The organism is Rhodopseudomonas sp. (assembly GCF_036404135.1).
Classification (GTDB): Bacteria; Pseudomonadota; Alphaproteobacteria; order Rhizobiales; family Xanthobacteraceae; genus Rhodopseudomonas_A.
Genome location: NZ_DASWPE010000030.1, coordinates 1 through 18,708, shown reverse-complemented (window position 1 = coordinate 18,708; position 18,708 = coordinate 1). Strand labels below are relative to the sequence as shown.

The 18,708-nt window shown below is 65.9% G+C and carries 19 protein-coding genes; 6 read left to right on the top strand and 13 right to left on the bottom strand.

From position 1 onward, the window contains the following. Positions 1-4: 4 nt before the first annotated feature. From pufL to VGC77_RS03610, 10 genes are all read right to left on the bottom strand, one after another. The gene (pufL, locus tag VGC77_RS03655; RefSeq protein WP_331170209.1) at positions 5-838 is read right to left on the bottom strand and encodes a photosynthetic reaction center subunit L; all 834 of its coding nucleotides are present in this window, start codon (positions 836-838) and stop codon (positions 5-7) included. A 134-nt stretch (positions 839-972) separates the two neighbouring features. Then, positions 973-1,143 (bottom strand): light-harvesting antenna LH1, alpha subunit, encoded by a 171-nt coding sequence (pufA, locus tag VGC77_RS03650; protein ID WP_331170208.1) that lies wholly within the window; start codon positions 1,141-1,143, stop codon positions 973-975. A 12-nt stretch (positions 1,144-1,155) separates the two neighbouring features. Continuing rightward, the gene (pufB, locus tag VGC77_RS03645) at positions 1,156-1,359 is read right to left on the bottom strand and encodes a light-harvesting antenna LH1, beta subunit (RefSeq protein ID WP_041801471.1); all 204 of its coding nucleotides are present in this window, start codon (positions 1,357-1,359) and stop codon (positions 1,156-1,158) included. Between the two features lie 151 nt (positions 1,360-1,510). Continuing rightward, positions 1,511-1,738 (bottom strand): hypothetical protein, encoded by a 228-nt coding sequence (locus VGC77_RS03640; protein WP_011471763.1) that lies wholly within the window; start codon positions 1,736-1,738, stop codon positions 1,511-1,513. 77 nt (positions 1,739-1,815) lie between these two features. Next, positions 1,816-3,264 (bottom strand): chlorophyllide a reductase subunit Z, encoded by a 1,449-nt coding sequence (bchZ, locus tag VGC77_RS03635; RefSeq protein WP_331170207.1) that lies wholly within the window; start codon positions 3,262-3,264, stop codon positions 1,816-1,818. Beyond that, a complete protein-coding gene (bchY, locus tag VGC77_RS03630) occupies positions 3,264-4,871 on the bottom strand; it encodes a chlorophyllide a reductase subunit Y (protein ID WP_331170206.1) in 1,608 nt (535 codons plus the stop codon). The genes bchZ and bchY overlap by 1 nt, the downstream gene beginning before the upstream one ends. 25 nt (positions 4,872-4,896) lie before the next feature. Next, positions 4,897-5,892 (bottom strand): chlorophyllide a reductase iron protein subunit X, encoded by a 996-nt coding sequence (locus VGC77_RS03625; protein ID WP_331170205.1) that lies wholly within the window; start codon positions 5,890-5,892, stop codon positions 4,897-4,899. Then, positions 5,892-6,830 (bottom strand): chlorophyll synthesis pathway protein BchC, encoded by a 939-nt coding sequence (bchC, locus tag VGC77_RS03620; RefSeq protein WP_331170204.1) that lies wholly within the window; start codon positions 6,828-6,830, stop codon positions 5,892-5,894. Before bchC ends, VGC77_RS03625 begins: the two co-directional genes overlap by 1 nt. 84 nt (positions 6,831-6,914) lie before the next feature. Next, positions 6,915-8,039 (bottom strand): methyltransferase, encoded by a 1,125-nt coding sequence (locus VGC77_RS03615; RefSeq protein WP_331170203.1) that lies wholly within the window; start codon positions 8,037-8,039, stop codon positions 6,915-6,917. A 57-nt stretch (positions 8,040-8,096) separates the two neighbouring features. Continuing rightward, a complete protein-coding gene (locus VGC77_RS03610) occupies positions 8,097-8,963 on the bottom strand; it encodes a polyprenyl synthetase family protein (protein ID WP_331170202.1) in 867 nt (288 codons plus the stop codon). Between the two features lie 105 nt (positions 8,964-9,068). Here VGC77_RS03610 and crtD point away from each other — a divergent pair, with 105 nt between their 5' ends. The 5 genes from crtD to VGC77_RS03585 all read left to right on the top strand — a co-directional run bounded on the left by crtD (position 9,069) and on the right by VGC77_RS03585 (position 15,735). After that, positions 9,069-10,619, top strand: coding sequence for a 1-hydroxycarotenoid 3,4-desaturase CrtD (gene crtD / locus VGC77_RS03605; RefSeq protein WP_331170201.1), 1,551 nt, complete (start codon positions 9,069-9,071; stop codon positions 10,617-10,619). A 22-nt stretch (positions 10,620-10,641) separates the two neighbouring features. Continuing rightward, positions 10,642-11,601 carry a carotenoid 1,2-hydratase gene (locus VGC77_RS03600; protein ID WP_331170200.1) on the top strand — a complete coding sequence of 320 codons (960 nt, stop codon included), beginning with the start codon at positions 10,642-10,644 and terminating at the stop codon, positions 11,599-11,601. Positions 11,602-11,776: 175 nt separating this feature from the next. Further along, positions 11,777-12,355 carry a phosphonate metabolism protein/1,5-bisphosphokinase (PRPP-forming) PhnN gene (gene phnN, locus VGC77_RS03595; RefSeq protein ID WP_331170199.1) on the top strand — a complete coding sequence of 193 codons (579 nt, stop codon included), beginning with the start codon at positions 11,777-11,779 and terminating at the stop codon, positions 12,353-12,355. Positions 12,356-12,832: 477 nt separating this feature from the next. Then, positions 12,833-14,461 (top strand): inorganic phosphate transporter, encoded by a 1,629-nt coding sequence (locus VGC77_RS03590; RefSeq protein ID WP_331170198.1) that lies wholly within the window; start codon positions 12,833-12,835, stop codon positions 14,459-14,461. A 233-nt stretch (positions 14,462-14,694) separates the two neighbouring features. Next, entirely contained in the window at positions 14,695-15,735 is a 1,041-nt protein-coding gene (locus tag VGC77_RS03585) for a transporter (RefSeq protein ID WP_331170197.1), read from the top strand. Positions 15,736-15,745: 10 nt separating this feature from the next. Here VGC77_RS03585 and VGC77_RS03580 read toward each other — a convergent pair whose 3' ends face one another. The 3 genes from VGC77_RS03580 to VGC77_RS03570 all read right to left on the bottom strand — a co-directional run bounded on the left by VGC77_RS03580 (position 15,746) and on the right by VGC77_RS03570 (position 17,168). After that, a complete protein-coding gene (locus VGC77_RS03580) occupies positions 15,746-15,967 on the bottom strand; it encodes a hypothetical protein (RefSeq protein WP_331170196.1) in 222 nt (73 codons plus the stop codon). A gap of 161 nt (positions 15,968-16,128) precedes the next feature. After that, positions 16,129-16,452, bottom strand: coding sequence for a DMT family transporter (locus VGC77_RS03575; RefSeq protein ID WP_331170195.1), 324 nt, complete (start codon positions 16,450-16,452; stop codon positions 16,129-16,131). Beyond that, positions 16,449-17,168 carry a class I SAM-dependent methyltransferase gene (locus VGC77_RS03570; protein WP_331170194.1) on the bottom strand — a complete coding sequence of 240 codons (720 nt, stop codon included), beginning with the start codon at positions 17,166-17,168 and terminating at the stop codon, positions 16,449-16,451. The genes VGC77_RS03575 and VGC77_RS03570 overlap by 4 nt, the downstream gene beginning before the upstream one ends. A gap of 148 nt (positions 17,169-17,316) precedes the next feature. Here VGC77_RS03570 and VGC77_RS03565 point away from each other — a divergent pair, with 148 nt between their 5' ends. Next, positions 17,317-18,522: a BtaA family protein gene (locus tag VGC77_RS03565; protein WP_331170193.1), complete on the top strand. Its 1,206-nt coding sequence runs from the start codon at positions 17,317-17,319 to the stop codon at positions 18,520-18,522. Positions 18,523-18,708: the final 186 nt, after the last annotated feature.

The window sequence follows — 18,708 nt, the reverse complement described above, 5'->3', positions numbered from 1 at the left end:
TAAGTTAGGCGTTCCAGATCGGCAGCCGACGCCACCATTCCCACCACTCGGGCCAGGAACCGCCTTCGGACAACACGGGGCCGGAGAGCAGCATGCAGACCGCGCTGAAGAACACGGCGGTTAATGCGATGAACAACCCCACGCGATGGATGCCGATGGTGCCGATCGAATAGCCGACCAGATCGCGGAACACGGTATTCTCGTGCTCGGGCGACTTAACCGGCTCGCCGCGGTCGGGATTGGTCGCGGACAGAACCAGGCCGCCATGCAAAGCCAGCGCGAGAGCCGTCGTGAAGAAGAAGGTGATGCCGAGCATATGGGCCGGGTTGTAGTGGAATTGGCCGTACTGATAGCCGGTGTTCGACACCCAATCGAGATGCGTGAAAATGCCGTAGGGGAAGCCGTAGCTCCAGGACCCCATCAGAATCGGGCGGATCACAACCAGGGTCGTATAGGCGAAGATCGCGAAGCTGAATGCGAAGGGGACGTGGAAGCCGATCCCGAGCTTACGGCAGATTTCCACCTCGCGCAGCGCCCACGACACGAACGCGCACCAAGCAAACATCGTCACCCACTGCCAGATACCGCCCTCGGCCAGTGGAGCAAATCCTAATCCGTATTTAACGTCCGGCGGGTTGACGCTGATCTGCCACAAATTCCAGGTGGGGCCGAGCGCGGTATTCCACAGGATCAGCGCGATGCCGAGAACTGCAAAGAAGACCGTCGTGATCCCAAAGAAACCGACATAGAAGGGACCAACCCAGAAGTCGAACAGGTCCCCCCCGATAAGCGTTCCGCCGCGAACGCGGTATTTTTTCTCAAAGCTGAGCATTGCCATCGATCGTTCCTCCGCGTGCGAGCCAGGGAATATCCATCGTTCTATCCATCGTCGTTGTCGTCGCCCCCGGAAACGGCCGAGCCCGGCAGCGCGGTCCGTTTCTCGGCCGTTCCGGTGAGCAGTACGTCATGCCATCAGGTGAGCATGCTGAGGGTGACCTCAGCCGTCTTCTTCGCGCCATCAAGCCAGTTGAACCGGCTGGTGCTCAGCAGGATGAAGTGGATGATGATGCCCAGGCCGAACAGGAACGTGAACAGCAGAACCAGCGCACGGCGCGGATCAAACAGAAGCCAAATTCGCCACATAGTTGCCTCCCTTTACGACAGATACGTTGCAAAATGCTGGATGCTATCCAGCGCGGTCTTGTAACCGCCAACGGGCGCGAGCCAGGGACGCCACATCCAAGCAAGAATGTGGGCAACCACAGCGACAACGATGAAGAGGAAGAAGCTCGTCACGAAGATCGAGTGGAATTCCTTAGCTTCCGCTTCGGAAAGTCCCGAGATGGAACCGTCACTCATTTGGTACACCTCCTAGTGATGGCCTTTCGGCCGCTCGCCGCCCGAGTGTGGGCGGCAATGAATGCCGTATCGTTTCCGAAACGACAGTGAATTACCGTTTCGTTTCCGAGACGGCGTGTTCCGTCCGGCACCGCCGGACGAAATTCTGAAATTACAAACCCATGAACGACGAGGTCACCAACACGCTGGCGGCGTTGCTGGCTTCACAAAACACCGACTCATGGCTCGCCGACTTCCTCGCGCGCCAAGGCATCGCCCGTGTCACCACGGCGCGGACCAGAAACAGCGCATAGCAGGCGCCGTAGATCACGCGCGATTCCTTGTCAGCACTTTCGGGAAGCAGTTTGAAGCGACGGCCGGTATGGACATATTCGGACATCGATCACTCTCCTGAACGTTGATTTGCGCATATGACACTGCGCAATTTCAGAAAGCATTGTTTTGCCTCAATCACCCTCATGCCGACTGACCTTCCATGAGGGCGCGGGCCTTGGTAACAAAATCCGTCGTCACCCGTTCTTCGCCGGCGCGGCGCGCGCTGCTCTCGGCGGCATCGCGCAGCCGCTTGGCGGCGGAAATGCGTACCAGCACCGGATGACTTTCCAGCACCTCGTCGAGCAGCGCCTTGGCTTCGTCGCTCCAGGCCAGCTCCTCGTGGCGGCGCGCCGGCGTCGGATCCACCCGATCGAGATCGGCGGCGAGCGGAAGAATATTGAACAGCGCGTCGAACAGCGCGTTGCAGACCTCCTGAACCAGGTAGGTCGCGCCGGAGTAGCCCATGAACGGCGTGCCGGTATGCCGGCGAATCACCGCGCCGGGGAACGACGCCGGAATGTAGATCGCGCGGCCGCCGGCCTCGGCCAAGTACATACGTTCGTTGTAGCTGCCGAACAGGATCAGCGGCGGCTTCTCGCGCACCGCGGCGCGCACCGCGGCGTTGTCGGTCTTCTTGCCGGACAGCCGCGACACCGCGAAGGTGCAGGGCAGTCCCATTTCGGTTTCGAGGAAATTGCGCACGCCGCGCGCATAGGTCTCATTGGCGACGATCGCAAAGCTCGCGGTGCCGAAAAAGTCCTGCGTCACCGAGCGCCACAGATCCCACAGCGGCTTGATGGTGGTGTGCTTTTCGCGCTCGATGAAGGGTTCGGGATCGAGCCCGAGCAATTCGCCGAGCTTGCGCAGGAATTTGGTGGTGGAATGCAGTCCGATCGGCGCCTGCAGATAGGGCCTCTCCAGCGCTTCGCACAGCAGGCGACCGAATTCCCGGTACATGCAGACGTTGACGTCGGCATTCACCAGCTTGGGGATGTCGGCGAGATGCGTGCCGAGCGGGAACACCATGTTGACGTCGGCGCCGATGCCTTCGATCAGCCGGCGAATCTCGTACAGATCCGACGGCATGTTGAAGGTGCCGTAGATCGGTCCGATGATGTTGACCCGCGGCTTGACGCCGTCGGCGCGCGGCTTGCGCTCCGGAATTTTCTTCGGGCCGTATTCCTTCCATAGCCAAACGATGGCGCGGTCGGCGCTCTGCCACTGATCCTCGTCGATGGTGCGCGGCAGGAAGCGCTTGATGTTGGTGCCTTCGGGAGTGACGCCGCCACCGATCATCTCGGCGATCGAGCCGGTCACCACCACCGCCGGCAGATAGGGGTCGAGCACGCGATGCGCGCGCTTCATCGCGCCTTCGGTGCCGGTCTGGCCGAGTTCTTCTTCACCGAGCCCGGTGACGACGATCGGCAATTCATGCGGCGGCAGCGCGTCGGTGTAATGCAGCACCGACGTCACCGGCAGGTTTTCGCAGCCGACCGGGCCGTCGATGATCACCTGCAGGCCCTTCAAGGCGGTGAAGGCGTACACCGCGCCCCAATAGCCGCCAGCGCGATCATGGTCGAGGACGAGCATCAGATCATCTCCTCCGACTTGCGCTTCTTGGCCATCGCCTCGATCTGCTTCTTGTATTTCTCGCGGAACGGGACGTTGTCCTTCGGCGTGTCTTCCCAGACGCCGGCGGCGTAGCCCTGGCCGACCTCGCCGAAGAAGTCCTTCATCTCGTCGAAGCGGGCCTGATTGCCGAGCGCGGCATTGACCACCTGCGCCAGCGAGCCGGCGCCGGCGACGCCGAACAGCGGCCGCGCCGAGATCAGGTTGGTGAAGTACAAAGCCGGGATCGCCATCTGCTTGGCCTTCTGCACCACCGGGGTGGTGCCGATGGCGAGCTGCGGCAGGAATTCGTCGATCGCCGCGTAGTCCTGCTCCAGCGAGGCGCGGTACTGCACCCGAGTGCCCTTGGCCTCCAGCCATTGCCGGTCGGCGTCCGACCATTCGGTGCGCGGACAGGCGGTGCCGACATAGGGCACCTGCGCGCCGCTCTCGATCAACAACCGCGCCACCAGCAGTTCGGAGCCTTCGTAGCCGGAAACGGTGATGCGGGCGTCGATCGGCTTGGCGGCCAGCGCCGATTTGATCATCGGCAGGAAGCGATTCTTGGCGGCGTCGATCTTGTCCCGCGACACGTTGCAGGCGGTGCCGATCGCTTCCAGCCAGGCCTCGGTGCCGTCGTGACCGACCGGCGCCGAGCCGACGATCTTGCGGCCGGCGAGATCGAACTGGCGGAAGCTGGCCCTGTAGAACGGGTGGATCGCCGCCACCACCGAGCAGTCCAGCGCGGCATAGAGCTCGCGCCATTCGCGGGTCGGCACCACCGGCCCGGCGGCGAGGCCGAGCGGCTCCAGCATCATGCCGATGCCGACCGGGTCAGCCGGAAACATCTCGCCGACCAGCGCCACCGTCGGGCGCTCGCTGCGGCCGCCGCGCGGCGCCTGCACCGGGCCCTGCTCGGCTTCCTTGCGGGCGTATTCCAGCATCGCCCCGGCCAACACGTCCTTGGCCTCGGCATGGGTCGGCACGCCGAATCCCGGCACGTCGATGCCGATAATGCGCACGCCGTTGATCTCGTTGGGCAACAGATCGAGCGGCACGCCCGACGCGGTCGGCACGCAGAGATTGGTGATGATAATCGTATCGTAATGCTCAGGGTCCGCGAGCTTGAACACCGCCTCGCGGATATCCTCGAACAGCTTGCCGGTGACCAGCGTTTCGGAATTGAACGGCACGTAGCCGACGGTGCGGCGCGCGCCGTAGAAATGCGACACGAAGGTCAGGCCATAGACGCAGCAGGCCGAGCCGGACAGGATCGTCGCGGTGCGCCGCATCCGCAAGCCGACGCGCAGGCTGCCGAACGCCGGACACATGCTCTGCGGCTGGTCGTGCGGCCCCTTCGGATAGTCGGCGGCGTAGCGATCGAGAATATCGCTCTTGCCGGCGGCCTGCGCCGCCGCGGTCATTTCCGCCGCCCCGGCATGACAGCCGAGGCCGTCGGCCTTGGTCGCCGCGACATTGATCGCCGACGCCGCGGCGCCCTGCGCATCGGCGGCGACATCGACCTCGGCCGGATCGTTGACGACCGAATCGGCGATCGCTCCGGCATAGCGTGGCAAAACGACGGTCATGTCGAACTCCGCATCATGGGTGTGTTCACGCTGCGTCGTAGACGACTTCGAGGGACGGCTTCTCCAGCACGGCGGTGCCGCACATATCTTCCATGGTGGCGGGTTCGAGCACCACATCGCGGCCGGTGACGTCGCTGGTGAACAGCCCGAGCAGGCCGTCCTGGCTGAGCGGCGTCGGGCGCACCGGCGGCGCCAGCCCGACATTCTTGGCGAGTTCTTCGAACAGCGGCCCCCATTCGCCGCCCGGCAGGCCGATGATTTCGTAGTTGGCGCTCTTCTTGCGGATGCCGTCGTCGGCCGGGATCGCCGCCAGCACCGGGATTCCGGCGGCCTTGGCGAAGGCCTGCGCCTCTCCGGTGTTGTCATCCTTGTTGATGACCATGCCGGCGACGCCGACATTGCCGCCGAGCTTGCGGAAATATTCCACCGCCGAGCAGACATTGTTGGCGACGTAGAGCGACTGCAGATCGTTGGAGCCGACCACGATCACCTTCTGGCACATGTCGCGGGCGATCGGCAGGCCGAACCCGCCGCACACCACGTCGCCCAGGAAGTCGAGCAGCACGTAGTCGAAGCCCCATTCGTGGAAGCCGAGCTTCTCGAGCAGTTCGAAGCCATGGATGATGCCGCGGCCGCCGCAGCCACGCCCGACTTCCGGGCCGCCGAGCTCCATGGCGTAGACGCCGTCGCGCTTGAAGCAGACGTCGCCGATCTTGACCTCTTCGCCGGCGAGCTTCTTCTTCGACGAGGTTTCGATGATGGTCGGACAGGCCTTGCCGCCGAACAGCAGCGAGGTGGTGTCGCTCTTGGGATCGCAGCCGATCAGCAGCACTTTCTTGCCCTGCTGCGCCATCATGTAGGACAGGTTGGCGAGCGTGAAGCTCTTACCGATGCCGCCCTTGCCGTAGATCGCGATGATCTGGGTTTCCTTGGTCACAGGAGTGGTCACCGGAGCATCCGGCTCGACCGCCGCTTCAGCTCGGAGCGCATCTTTCATGGTGGCCTGGGGGACGACGTTCATCAGCTCAATCTCCAGTTCAGAACCATCTTCAGACATGCAGCATCTTCAAAAGCGATCCGGTAGGCATCGGGCGCGGCTTTCGCGTCGTGGTGATGCGTAATCAGTCCATCGAGCGAAAGCCGCCCCGTTTCAATCAAGTCCTTAGTCGCGGCGATATCCGGCGGCTGCCATTCCGCGGCGACCCTGATCCTTGCCTCGCGCATGAATGCCGGCGGAAAGGCGAACGACAAAGGCTCGCTGTAAAAACCAGCCAGCACGATTTCTCCGCCGGCCGCGATGCGCGAAATCAAAGAGTCCAGCAGTGTGGGATCGCCACTAACGTCGTAGATGCTCTGGTAATCGCGCCGGGCGTCGTCCGCCGGATCGATCACGCGGTAACCGTCGGCGCCGCCGGCGCGCAGCGGGTTCTTCTCCCACACCACGGGCGGCGGATTGCCCAGCGCCACGGCGATCCGCGCCAACAAACGGCCGAGCACGCCGTGGCCGACGATGCATTCGGGAGCCCGCCCGCCCCACGCCGCGATGGCGTGATAGGCGGTCGCAGCCAGCGCCAGCAAAATGCCGCGCTCGCCGAGGCTTTGCTCGAGCGGGATCACGCGCTTGGCAGGCACCACCAACCGCGACGCCGACGCGCCGAACAGGCCGCGGACTTCGCCAAAGCATTTCGCGCCGGGCACGAACACCATCTGGCCGGGCCGCAGGTCAGTCGCCGAACCTGCTTCGACCACCTCGCCGACCGACTCGTAGCCGGGGACAAGCGGGTAGCCCATTCCGGGAAATTGCGGCATCCTGCCGGACCACAGCAAACGCTCGGTGCCGGTGCTGACGCCGCTCCAGGCAACATCGACGACGACATCGTCGACGGTCGGAGCCGTTAAAGCCAGCCGATTGACTTCAACATGTTTCGGCTGCTTCAGCACTACCGCGATGGTTTCCATCGCTTACTCCGATTCCATAGGAGCATAGCCGCCCCCTACCCTGCACTGTCATGCTAACGTGACGTGAGATAGTGTCAAGTCAGATTAACACATTTTCGGAACGCAGCGCCCGGTAATGACGCTGGTCACCAGCGGCATAGCGCCTGGCAGCAGTCTGATACCGTCGAAGCCAGCGGCCTCGAGCATTTGGCGGAATTGTACAAAGGTGCGGGGTTTGCCGCTGCCCATCGCCAGCAGGTAGAACGCGAAATAGGCGTCGCCGATGGCCTCGGTGCCGCGGACGCCAGTAATCGGCTCGGCCACCACCACCGTACCGTTGTCGGGAAGTGCGGCGCGGACCGCACGCAACAGCGTCATCGCCGCGGCGTCGTCGTGGTCGTGGATCACCCGGACCAGCGAAATCACGTCGGCGCCTTGCGGCAGCGGGTCGGTGAGGAAGCTGCCGCCGACCGCAGCCGCGCGCGACGCCAGGCCGGAGGCGGCAAACCGCGCGTCGGCTTTGGCTGCAACCGCCGGCAGATCGAACAGCACGCAGCGCAATTGCGGCGCCGCGTCCGCCACCGCGGCGATGAAGGCGCCGTCGCCACCGCCGACGTCGAGCAGGCAGCGATGCTCGCGGAACGAATAAGTGTGCAGCAACTGCTGGGTGATCATCGGCTGCGAGGCCGCCATCAGCGCGGTGTAGGGCGCCACCGCGTCGCTGGACAATTCGGCGGTGGCGCCGCCCTTGGCATAGGGCCAATAGCCGGCGAGCCTGCCGGCGCTGCACTCGCCGCGCAGCAGCGCCACCGGATCCTGCAGGTCGCCATACAGCATGGCATGATGCTCGATCATCGCGCTGACGCTGGGATTGCCGTGGAGCTCGGCGCCGAGCTTGCCGAGGCCGTAGCGCTGCCGGCTGCGGCGCTGCACCAGTTCGAGCGCCATCGCGGCGTCGAGCAACAGTTGCATCGAAGTAACCGGCAGCTTCAGCCGCGATGCCAATTCGGCGACGCCGATCGGACCGGCGGCGAGCTGATCGAGCAGCCGCAGCCGCACGCAGGCCAACAGGATCTGCGAATAGACGAAGCCGGCGCACAGGTCGAACAGCGCGCCGGCGCGCTTGCGCGCAATCGGACGGGTCAGCGGAAACACCGCCGCGAATCGTTGAAACCCCGGATTCGACAACACCGAATCGCGGAATCCCAGCAGCCGGTCGCGCAAACTCATTGCAATCCAGACGGGCGCCGCCGGCAAGCGTAACGGGCTTGCCATGGCGATTTGCGGTTAGGCCGCGGACTGCGCGAGCTTGGCCGGGACCAGACGCTTGGCCTCCGACATGATCAGCGAGCGCAGCTCGTGGCCGTTCTCGCACGGCGGCATCGCTTCGATCGCGCCGCGCACCAAACCCTGCAGGCGGAAGATCGCGCCGTCAATGCCGAGTTCGGTCACCGCACTGGGGCGGCCATTGGCGACGTCCTGACCGACCGGCTTGCCGATCTCGTCCTCATCGGCGGCGGCGTCGCGCAGGTCGTCGGCGACCTGATAGGCCTCGCCGATCTTCTCGCCGACCAAACGCCACGGCTCCGGATCGGCGCCGGCCGAGGCCGCACCGGCCGCGGTCGCGGCGACGAAGAGCGCGCCGGTCTTGGAGCGGTGATAGTGCGCGAGATTGATTTCGGATTCGCATTCCCAGGCTTGCCCCGCGACGATGCCGAACGGCACGCCGACCGCCTGCCCGATCGTCATGGTCAGTGCGGCGAGCCGATCCGGCGCGCAGGTGACGCGGGCGATGGTCTGGAACGCCAGCACGATCAGCGCGTCGCCGGTCAACACCGCCAGCGGTTCGCCGAACGCCTTGTGCACCGAGGGCCGGCCGCGACGGGTGGCGGCGCCGTCGAAGCACGGCAGATCGTCATGCACCAGCGAGGCGCAATGCATCAGTTCGAGGGCGGCGCCGGCGGCCTCGGTGGCGGCCGGATTGTCCTCGCCGCAAGCCGCTGCAACGCTGTGGCAAAGTCGTGGCCGAACCCGGGCACCGCGCGGGAATACGGCATAGCGCATTGCCTCGGCCAACCGCGGCGGGCACCCTGTCACCGCAGCCAGACCAATCGCGTCGGTCAGCGCCCGTTCGATCCGGTTGGTGACGTCCATGGAAGGCGCCCGTCGGGTGGCAGCGAAGTGTCAATTTGACTTGTCACGCGCGAGTGTAAATATTCATAGACACTTGTCAATGAGATCGGGGAGACTCAAGACCAAATGCTCAGTCCGCGCCTTGCGAAGGATCAAGTGGTCATTGTCGGCGCCGGGATCGCCGGGCTCACCGCCGCGATGGCGCTGTCCGCGCGCGGCCTGGCAGTGACCGTGCTCGAGCAGGGTGCGGCCCCCGGCGGCAAGATGCGGCAGATCGGGATCGGCGGTTCGCGGATCGATTCCGGGCCGACCGTCTTCACGATGCGCTGGGTGTTCGAGGAATTGTTCGCAGCCGCCGGCAAGAATTTTTCCGACCACGTCCGGCTGCGGCCGCTGGAGGTGCTCGCCCGCCACGCCTGGGACGAGCAGGGCCATCTCGACCTGTTCGCCGACGAGGCGCGCTCCGCGGACGCGATCGGCGACTTCGCCGGCGCGGCCGAGGCCAAGCGGTTTCAGCAGTTCTGCGCCGACAGCCGGCGGATCTACCAGATCCTCGAGCAGCCGTTCCTGCGCGCCGAAAAGCCCAGCCTCGGCGGGCTGATCGCCGCCGACGGCTTTCGCGGATTGATCGACCTGCCGAAGATCCGCCCCTTCACCACGATGTGGAGCGCGCTCGGCGACTATTTCCACGATTCCCGGCTGCGCCAGATGTTCGGGCGCTACGCCACCTATTGCGGCTCCTCGCCCTATCTGGCGCCGGCCACCCTGATGCTGGTCGCCCATGTCGAACGCGAAGGGGTCTGGGTGCTGGAGGGCGGCATGCATTCGCTGGCGGTGGCGCTGGCCGATTGCGCCAGCGAATTCGGCGCCAGCATCCGCTATGAGCAGACGGTTCGCGAGATATCGACCTCGGGCGGCCGCGCCTGCGGCGTGGTGCTGGCCGACGGCGACGAGATCGCAGCCGACCACGTCATCGTCAGCGCCGATGTCGCGGCGCTCGGCGGCGGGCTGTTCGGCAAACCCGCCGGCCGCGCCGCCAGGCCGATCGCGCCCGGCAAACGCTCATTGTCGGCGATCACCTGGAGCATGGTGGCGAAGACCGAAGGCTTTCCGCTGAGCCGGCATTCGGTGTTCTTTTCCCGCGACTATCAGGCCGAGTTCGAGGACATCTTCGGCCGCGGCGCGGTGCCGGCCGAGCCCACCGTCTATGTCTGCGCCCAAGACCGCACCGACGACCAGGCTGTGCTGCGCGAAGACGGCGCCGACGAATTGCTGGTGCTGATCAACGCGCCGGCGATCGGCGACCGCTACGCCTTCGGCGAGGCGCAGGTCGAGCGCTATGCCGAACGCGCCTTCGGCGTGCTCGCGCGCTGCGGACTGCAGGTCGAACGCAACGCCGAGGCCATGCAGGTGACCACGCCGTCGGATTTCAACCGGATGTTTCCGGCCACCGGCGGCGCGCTGTACGGCCGCGCCTCGCATGGCTGGACCGCCTCGTTCCAGCGCCCCGGCGCCCGCACCAAGATCGCCGGGCTGTATCTGGCCGGCGGCAGCACCCACCCCGGACCCGGCGTGCCGATGGCGGCGCTGTCCGGCCGTTCCGCCGCCGCGAGCCTGTTCGCGGACCTGCAACGCGCGCCCGGCGGCAAGCCGGTGTTGCGCCCGATCACTCCCTGACCTGAACCATACGGACTCCGTGATGCTGCACTGGCCCAACCGACCCACCATGGATGCAACGCGCGCCGGCTTCAGCCTGCCGGTGCCGGACGACGGCTATGCCTGGTGGTACATCGACGCGCTCAGCGACGACGGCCAGGAGGGCCTCACCATCATCGCCTTCGTCGGCTCGGTGTTCTCGCCGTATTATCGCTTCGCGCGGCACCGCGGCCCGGCCGATCCGCTCAATCATTGCGCGCTCAATGTCGCGCTGTATCGCAATAGCGGCAATCGCTGGACCATGACCGAGCGCGGCCGCCGCAAAGTGTCGCGCAGCGCGCAGGCGCTGGCGATCGGTCCCAGCGACCTTTCGTGGGACGGCAACGCGCTGACCATCACCATCAACGAAGTCACCGCGCCGATCCCGGGCCGGATCCGCGGCCGGGTCCGCGTCCTCCCGCGCGCGGTGACGCAGCAGGCGTTCACGCTGAACCCCGAGGGCAATCATCGTTGGTGGCCGATCGCCCCCAGCGCCCGGGTCGAGGTCGAGATGGCGTCGCCTGGCCTCACCTGGCAGGGCGAAGGCTATTTCGACATGAATGCCGGCGACGTGCCGCTAGAACAGGGCTTCACGGTGTGGGAGTGGTCGCGCGCCACGCTGCGCGACGGTACCGCGATTTTGTACGAGGCGCAGCGCCGCGACGGCAGCCGGCACGACCTCGCGATCAAGTTCGACGGTCATGGCGAGATGCAGACCTTCGAGGCGCCGGCGCTGGCCAAATTGCAGCGCACGCCGTGGCGGGTCGATCGCTCGGCGCGCAGCGAGCACGGCGCCCGCGTGGTCAGGACGCTGGAGGATTCGCCGTTCTATGCCCGCTCGGTGATCGCCACCCGGCTGTTCGGCGAACCCGCCACCTTGATGCATGAAAGTCTGTCGCTCGACCGCTTCACCATGCCGGTGGTGCAGGCGATGCTGCCGTTCCGGATGCCGCGGCGGGGATAGCGGTTGATACTTGTTGATACTTGGAGCCTGACGCAGCCGCACGGAAAATGCGCGGCCGCTTGCGCGAACGCTGCGGCCCGCTTTCCCCGCTTGCGAAGATGGCGCGACAAGCGATAGCGTGTCGGCTCGGGCGAAGCGGCGTGTGCGCAGCGCGCGCCGAGGGGCATTGGGTGGCGTGAGCGACATCGTCAGCACAGCCGGACAAACAGCGGCGCCGATCGGCCCCGGCCGCTTTATCGCGGTGGTCGGTCCGAGCGGCGCCGGCAAGGACACGCTGATCGCGCTGGCGCATCAGGCGTGTGGCCCCGAGGTGCTATTCCCGCGCCGCGTGGTGACCCGCGCGGCTTCGGTCTTTGAGGAGAACGACACGCTGACCCGCGAGGCGTTCGACGCGGCGCTGGCGCGCGGCGGCTTCGCACTCAATTGGGACGCCCACGGGCTGCGCTACGGCCTGCCGGCGGCGATCGATGATGCAATCCGCGGCGGCCGCAGCGTGGTGATCAATGTCTCCCGCGCGGTCGTTCCTACGATCCGCAAGAATTACGCGCATGTCACCGTGGTGCTGATCACCGCTCCGGCGGAGGTGCTGGCGGCGCGGCTGGCGGCGCGGGCGCGGCCCAGCGACGGTCCACTCGCGGAGCGGCTGCACCGCGCGATCAACGTTGCCGACGTCGCGGCCGACCTGACCATCAGCAATGTCGGTGCTCCCGAGCAGCATGCGCGGCAACTACTGCAGGTGATCAGGCGGGGGTGACGCGAGACCCTCGCGATTGCAGTCCGAGAACATCGGGGGTTAGTTGCGTCATTGCGCGGTAGGTCGTCCCGTCCCATGCGAGCACGGACCTCACCTCTCCCCGCTTGCGACAGGGCAATCGCATATGACGATGTCGGCCATGCATCGCATAGCAGCGATTGAGCATCGGGCAGGGTCTCTCCAGGGGTCGTCCCTGCGCACGCAGGGACCCATAAGCCCTGACTTCCCAGATGAGGGCATAACCTCGGTCACAAAGCAAAACGACCCTGCGTGCGCAGGGACGACCCGCTGAAATGCCGAGGCTGCTTCGCAATCGAAGTGCGCGCTGCACACTCCGCACGGCCATATGCGATCGCCATGCCGCAACCGGAACCGAGCATGGACCTCGTTCCACCGCGCTCCCTGTTCCCCTCTGTCATCCAAGCTTCAAATCCCTCGGTCATTGATGGCCACTCATTCGCAGATGAGGGCGTTGGCATGACCGATTTCACACTCAATCCAGCTACCGACCCTGGCGGCCCGGTGCAGCCGGCGGCGCGGCCCAATCTCGACAAGGGTTTCAATCCGCTGACCCTGATCCTGTTTTTCGGCGTGCTCGCCGCCGGCCTGGTGTTCGTCGGCTACAGCATCTATGCCGACGTTGAGGCCACCGGCGTCAGGGTCACCACCTACCTGCCCTATGTGCTGCTGCTGGTCGCGCTCTTGATCGCGCTCGGATTCGAATTCGTCAACGGCTTCCACGACACCGCCAACGCGGTGGCCACCGTGATCTACACCCATTCGCTGCAGCCGGAACTGGCGGTGATGTGGTCGGGCTGCTTCAATTTCCTCGGCGTGCTGTTTTCCACCGGCGCGGTGGCGTTCGGCATCGTCTCACTGTTGCCGGTCGAACTGATCCTGCAGGTCGGCTCAAGCGCCGGCTTCGCCATGGTGTTCGCGCTATTGATCGCCGCGATCCTGTGGAATCTCGGCACCTGGTATTTCGGCCTGCCGGCCTCGAGCTCGCACACTTTGATCGGCTCGATCATCGGCGTCGGCGTCGCCAACGCGCTGTTGCGCGGCCGCGACGGCACCTCCGGGGTCGACTGGGGCAAGGCCACCGAGATCGGCTACGCGCTATTGCTGTCGCCGCTGGTCGGCTTCGTCTGCGCCGCGGTGCTGCTGCTGCTGCTGAAATTCGTGGTGCGCAACCCGAAGCTCTACACCGCGCCGGAAGGCAACAAGGCGCCGCCGCTGTGGATCCGCGGGCTGTTGATCGCCACCTGCACCGGCGTCAGTTTCGCCCACGGCTCCAATGACGGCCAGAAGGGCATGGGCCTGATCATGCTGATCCTGATCGGCACCGTGCCGACCGCCTATGCGCTGAACCGCGCGCTGCCGGATTCCCAGGTAGCGCAGTTTCAGCAGGCCTCCGCGGCCGCGGCCGGCGTGATCGGCGGCAAGGGTGCCGGCTACGCCATCATCGGCGATCCGCGCCCGGCGGTGACGCAATACGTCTCGCAGCACAAGATCGCCGAAGCCACCTATCCGGCACTGGCGGTGCTGGTGAAGGACGTCGGCGACCAGGTCGAGCGTTACGGCTCGATCAGCAAGCTGCCGGCCGAGGCGGTCGGCAACACCCGCAACGACATGTATCTCGCCTCCGAGGCGATCCGCTTCCTGATGAAGGACAAGGAGAACGATCTCAACAGCGACGATATCGCCACGCTGAATGCCTACAAGGGCTGGCTCGACGCCGCCACCAAGTTCATCCCGACCTGGGTGAAGATCGCGGTGGCGATCGCGCTCGGGCTCGGCACCATGATCGGCTGGAAGCGCATCGTCATCACCGTCGGCGAGAAGATCGGCAAGTCGCATCTGACCTATGCGCAAGGCGCCTCCGCCGAACTGGTCGCCGCCGCCACGATCGGTGCCGCCGACATGTTCGGGCTGCCGGTGTCGACCACCCATGTGCTGTCGTCCGGGGTGGCCGGCACCATGGCCGCGAATGGTTCGGGACTGCAGATGGCGACGATCCGCAACCTGCTGATGGCCTGGGTGCTGACGCTGCCGGCGGCGATTCTGTTGTCCGGCGGGCTCTACTTCGTGTTCTCGCGGCTGTTCTGAGCGAGCGGCGCGCGACGCAGTCAGCGCTTGAGTTCGTCATTGCGAAGAGCTCTTGCGACGAAGCAATCCAGGGCAACGCGAAAAGCCCCTGGATTGCTTCGCTGTTCGGCCGGCGCTGTGCGCCGTCCTCGGCTCGCAATGACGCATCGCTGACACACGGCCGTTACATAAAGGTCATTTCATAGCCGGGATGGCCGTTTCCGCGGCCGGAGTAGTTCGATGACCGCAGCACCATGACGTCCGACGCTTTCGCCGCGCACAGCCCGACCGACCCTGAGGTCCCGCGGTTGGCGCCGCCGCTGCCGATCCCGGGGCTGGTGTGGGCGTTCCGGATCGGCGGCGACGGCCGCCCGCAAGCCCTGCCGGTCGACCGGCCGATCGAGCCGCAGCACGACGCGCTATTGTGGCTGCATTTCAACCTGACCGACGCCCGCGCGCTGCAATGGCTCGGCGCCGCGGCGCTGCCGATCCCCGACGAAGCCCGCGCGCTGCTGTTGTCCAAGGACACCTATCAGCAATTGCACGCCAGCGACGACGGCGCCTATGGGGTGATCGCCGACCTGTTGCGCGACATCGGCGGCGCCACCGAAGACACCGGCTATCTGCGCTTCGTGATGACCGAGCATCTGTTGCTCAGCGGCCGGCATCGCGCGCTGTGCGCCGCCGACGCCACCCGGCGGGCGCTGGAAAACGGCTACCGGATCGGCAACGTCGCGGCCTTGTTCGAAACCATCGTCGAGAACGTCGCCGCCACCATGGAGCGGGTGATCGACCGGCTGGCCGAGACGCTCGACGACATCGAGGAGCAGGTACTGTCAGACCAAGAAGCCGATCTGCGCAAGAGCCTCGGCCAGGTGCGGCGGACCTGCGTGCGGCTGCACCGCCAATTGTCCGGCCTACAACTGGTGTTTCACCGGCTGGAAGAGAAGGACACCTCGGAGCTGAAACCGGCGCTGCAGATCGCCGCGGGCAAGCTCGCGCAGCGGCTCGACGGGCTCGACCGCACCATCATCGAGATGCGCGAACGCAGCCGGCTATTGCAGGAAGAGCTGCAATTGAAGATCGAGGAACAGGGCAACAACAGCCTGCGGGTGCTGTCGGTGCTGACCGCGCTGCTGATGCCGCCGACGCTGATCACCGGGATCTTCGGCATGAACACCAAGGCGCTGCCGTTCGCCGACAGCGACGCCGGATTCTGGTGGGCGGCGGCGCTGATCTGCCTGGCGTCGCTGTTAGCCTATCTGGTGCTGCGGCGGATCGGCATCATCCGCTAGCGCATATGGGTTACGCCGCGAGGTCCCATAGCGACGGCGAGCCGCGCAGCAGCACGCTGCGCCCGGTCGGGGTGATGCGCGGGCCGTCGTCGCCCTGCGCCGCGAGCCCGAGCGCGATCAATTCCGCCAGCGCGGCGGGATTCAGCGGCAACCGCTGCACCGCCGGCAACCGCAAGAAGCGCAGCGTCTGCCAGTGATCCGGGGCGAGGCTGCATCCGATGTCCGTCGTCATGTCGTTCGCCTTCAGTCCGAGGAGTGCTGCCGGCTTGATAAAGGCGGTACATGTATAGGGTGCGACCGCATTGCGGCGGGACGTTGAATTCGGCGCCGCGGATTGTGATCAAGCTGCGCGGAATTTAATGAACCTCATCGATCGGCAGCACCTGCCGGGCGTCACGCCGAGGAATTCAACTTCAGCCCGACCATCCCGGCGACGATCAGCAGCAGACACAACAGCCGCACTGGGTCGGCGGATTCGCCGAACAGCAGCATGCCGACCACGATGCTGCCGGCGGCGCCGATCCCGGTCCACACCGCGTAGGCGGTGCCGAACGGCAGCGATTTCAGCGCGATCGCCATCAGCGCGAAGCTGGCGAGGATCGCCAGCGCGGTGGCGGCGCTGGGCCAGAACCGGGTCAGCCCGTCGGAATATTTCAGCCCCATCGCCCAGGCGATTTCGAGAAGCCCGGCGGCGAACAGCGCCAGCCAGCCGTTCAAAGCGCGCGCGGTCCCGGCGGCAGGCTGATCACGGCGTATTGCGCGTAGCCGCGGTACGGCCGCTCGAAGCGGAGCGTGGCGCCGCGCGCCTCGGCGAAACGCTGCAGCGTGCGCGGCAGATCATCGCGCGGGGTGACGTCGAACAGCGCCAGCCAGCGCCGCAGCGCGCTGCGGGCCCAGCGCGGCAGGCCGTGCTGGTCGCCGAAATCGACGATGTGCAGGCTGCCGCCCGGCGCCAGATGATGCGCCGCGGCCTCCAGCACGCGTTGCCAGTCCGGGATCATCGACAGGCAATAGGAAATCATCACGTGATCGAAGGCGCGGACGCCGAACATCCGCCGCGGATCGAACGCGGTGGCGTCGCCATGCGCCACCCGCACCCGGTCGGCGCGGCCGTCGCGGGCAATCGCTGCGATCGCCGAGGTGAGCATTTCGGTTGAGACGTCGAGGCCGAAGAATTTGGCTTCCGGATAGTGCCGCGAGGCGACCACCAGATTGCGGCCGGTACCGCAGCCGATCTCCAGCACGCGCGCGCGGGGCGCGGGCTTAAGTCCCTCGATCATGCGGTCGCGGCCGAGCAGGTAGTAACGCCGCGTCGCATCGTAGATGTGGCGCTGCCAGCGATACATCCGGTTCATGCGCTGCGTGGCGTCGACCGGCCAGGAGCCGTTGACGCCCAAGCCGTTGACGCCCAGTTCGGGCTGAAATGCGGACATCGTTGCACCTCATCAGGTGTGGGGTTGGACATCCTTGCGATGTTTGCGCGACAGCGGTGTGACAGGAGATGCTGTGAAGATCGCCCGGTTGTCGCAAAACTGCATTGCGCGGTGGATAGTTTCTGCAGATTGCCGATTCGAGGACCGCATGAACACGCACTTGATCGCGGACGCCGTCCGCAACAGCCGCAGCCGCGACGAGTCGACCGTGTGGGATCGGTTGTTTGCAGTCTGGTTTCGCCGCCTGGTCTACACCCAGATCTGGGAGGACCCCGAAGCCGACCTCGCCGCGCTGCAATTGCCGGTCGGCTCGACTATCGTGACGATTTCCTCCGGCGGCTGCAACGCGCTGTCCTACCTCACCGCGCGGCCGGCGCAGGTGTTCGCGGTCGATCTCAACGAGGCGCATCTGTCGCTGTTGAAGCTGAAACTCGCGGGCCTGCGCGCGTTCTCGCGCTACGCGGATTTCTGGCAGTTCTTCGGCGAAGGCGCGACGGAAGCCAACGCCGAATTGTATCGCGCCAAGCTGCGGCCGCTGCTCGACGCCGAGGCCCGCGAGTTCTGGGACAAGCGCAATCTCTTGGGCCGGCCGCGCCACGCTTACTTCACCGACGGCTTCTATCGCCACGGCGTGCTCGGCCGCTTCATCGGCGTGGCGCACATCCTGGCGAAGCTGGCGCGGATCGATCTGGTGGCGCTGCTCGACGACAACCGCGCGGCGCCGAAACGGGTCGAGGCGCTGGCGCGGCTCGACCGGCTGTTTCATTCGGCGCTGGCGCGGTTCATCACCAGGACCCCGGCGCTGTTGTTCAGCCTCGGCATTCCGCCGCAGCAGCGCGATCTGCTCGGCGGCAATTCGCCGCTCAACGAAGTGTTGCACGAGCGATTGCTCAAGCTGATCAACGTGCACCCCAATACCAGCAATTACTTCGCCTGGCAGGCGCTGAGCCGCTGTTATCCGGGCCCCGGGGATTCCTGCCTACCGCCCTATCTGCAGGCCGGCCAGTTCGCCCGGATGCGCGATGGCGCGGGCCTGGTGATCCCGGTGCACGGCAATCTGCGGGTGTTTCTGGAAAGCCTGCCGGCCAACCAGATCGACGCCGTGGTGTTGCTCGACTCGCAGGACTGGATGGCGGCGGACGAAATCCGCGCGCTGTGGAATGCGATCGACCGCACCGGCAGCGAGCGGGTGCGGGTGATTTTCCGCACCGCCGGAGCGGAGTCACCACTGGAGGGCGAGGAACTCGGCTCGCTGCGCGAGGTCTGGCAGCGCGACGAGGCGCGCAGCGCGCTCGGCTTTGCCCGCGATCGCTCCGGGATCTATGGCGGCTTCCACTGCTACGGCAGGGTGTGAGCGCGGAAAGCCACTTGTTGCGCGGTTAGCTTGGTTGCACGCCCCCTCCGCGGGTCGTCCCTGCGCACGCACTAAGGCATGCACACATCTCTGAGGCTCCATCCTGCGGCGATGGCGGAGAAGCGTTCGAGGCCGTGCTTGAAGGTGATGGGGCCGGGAGGTTTGGACGATGGATAGCCGTCCCAG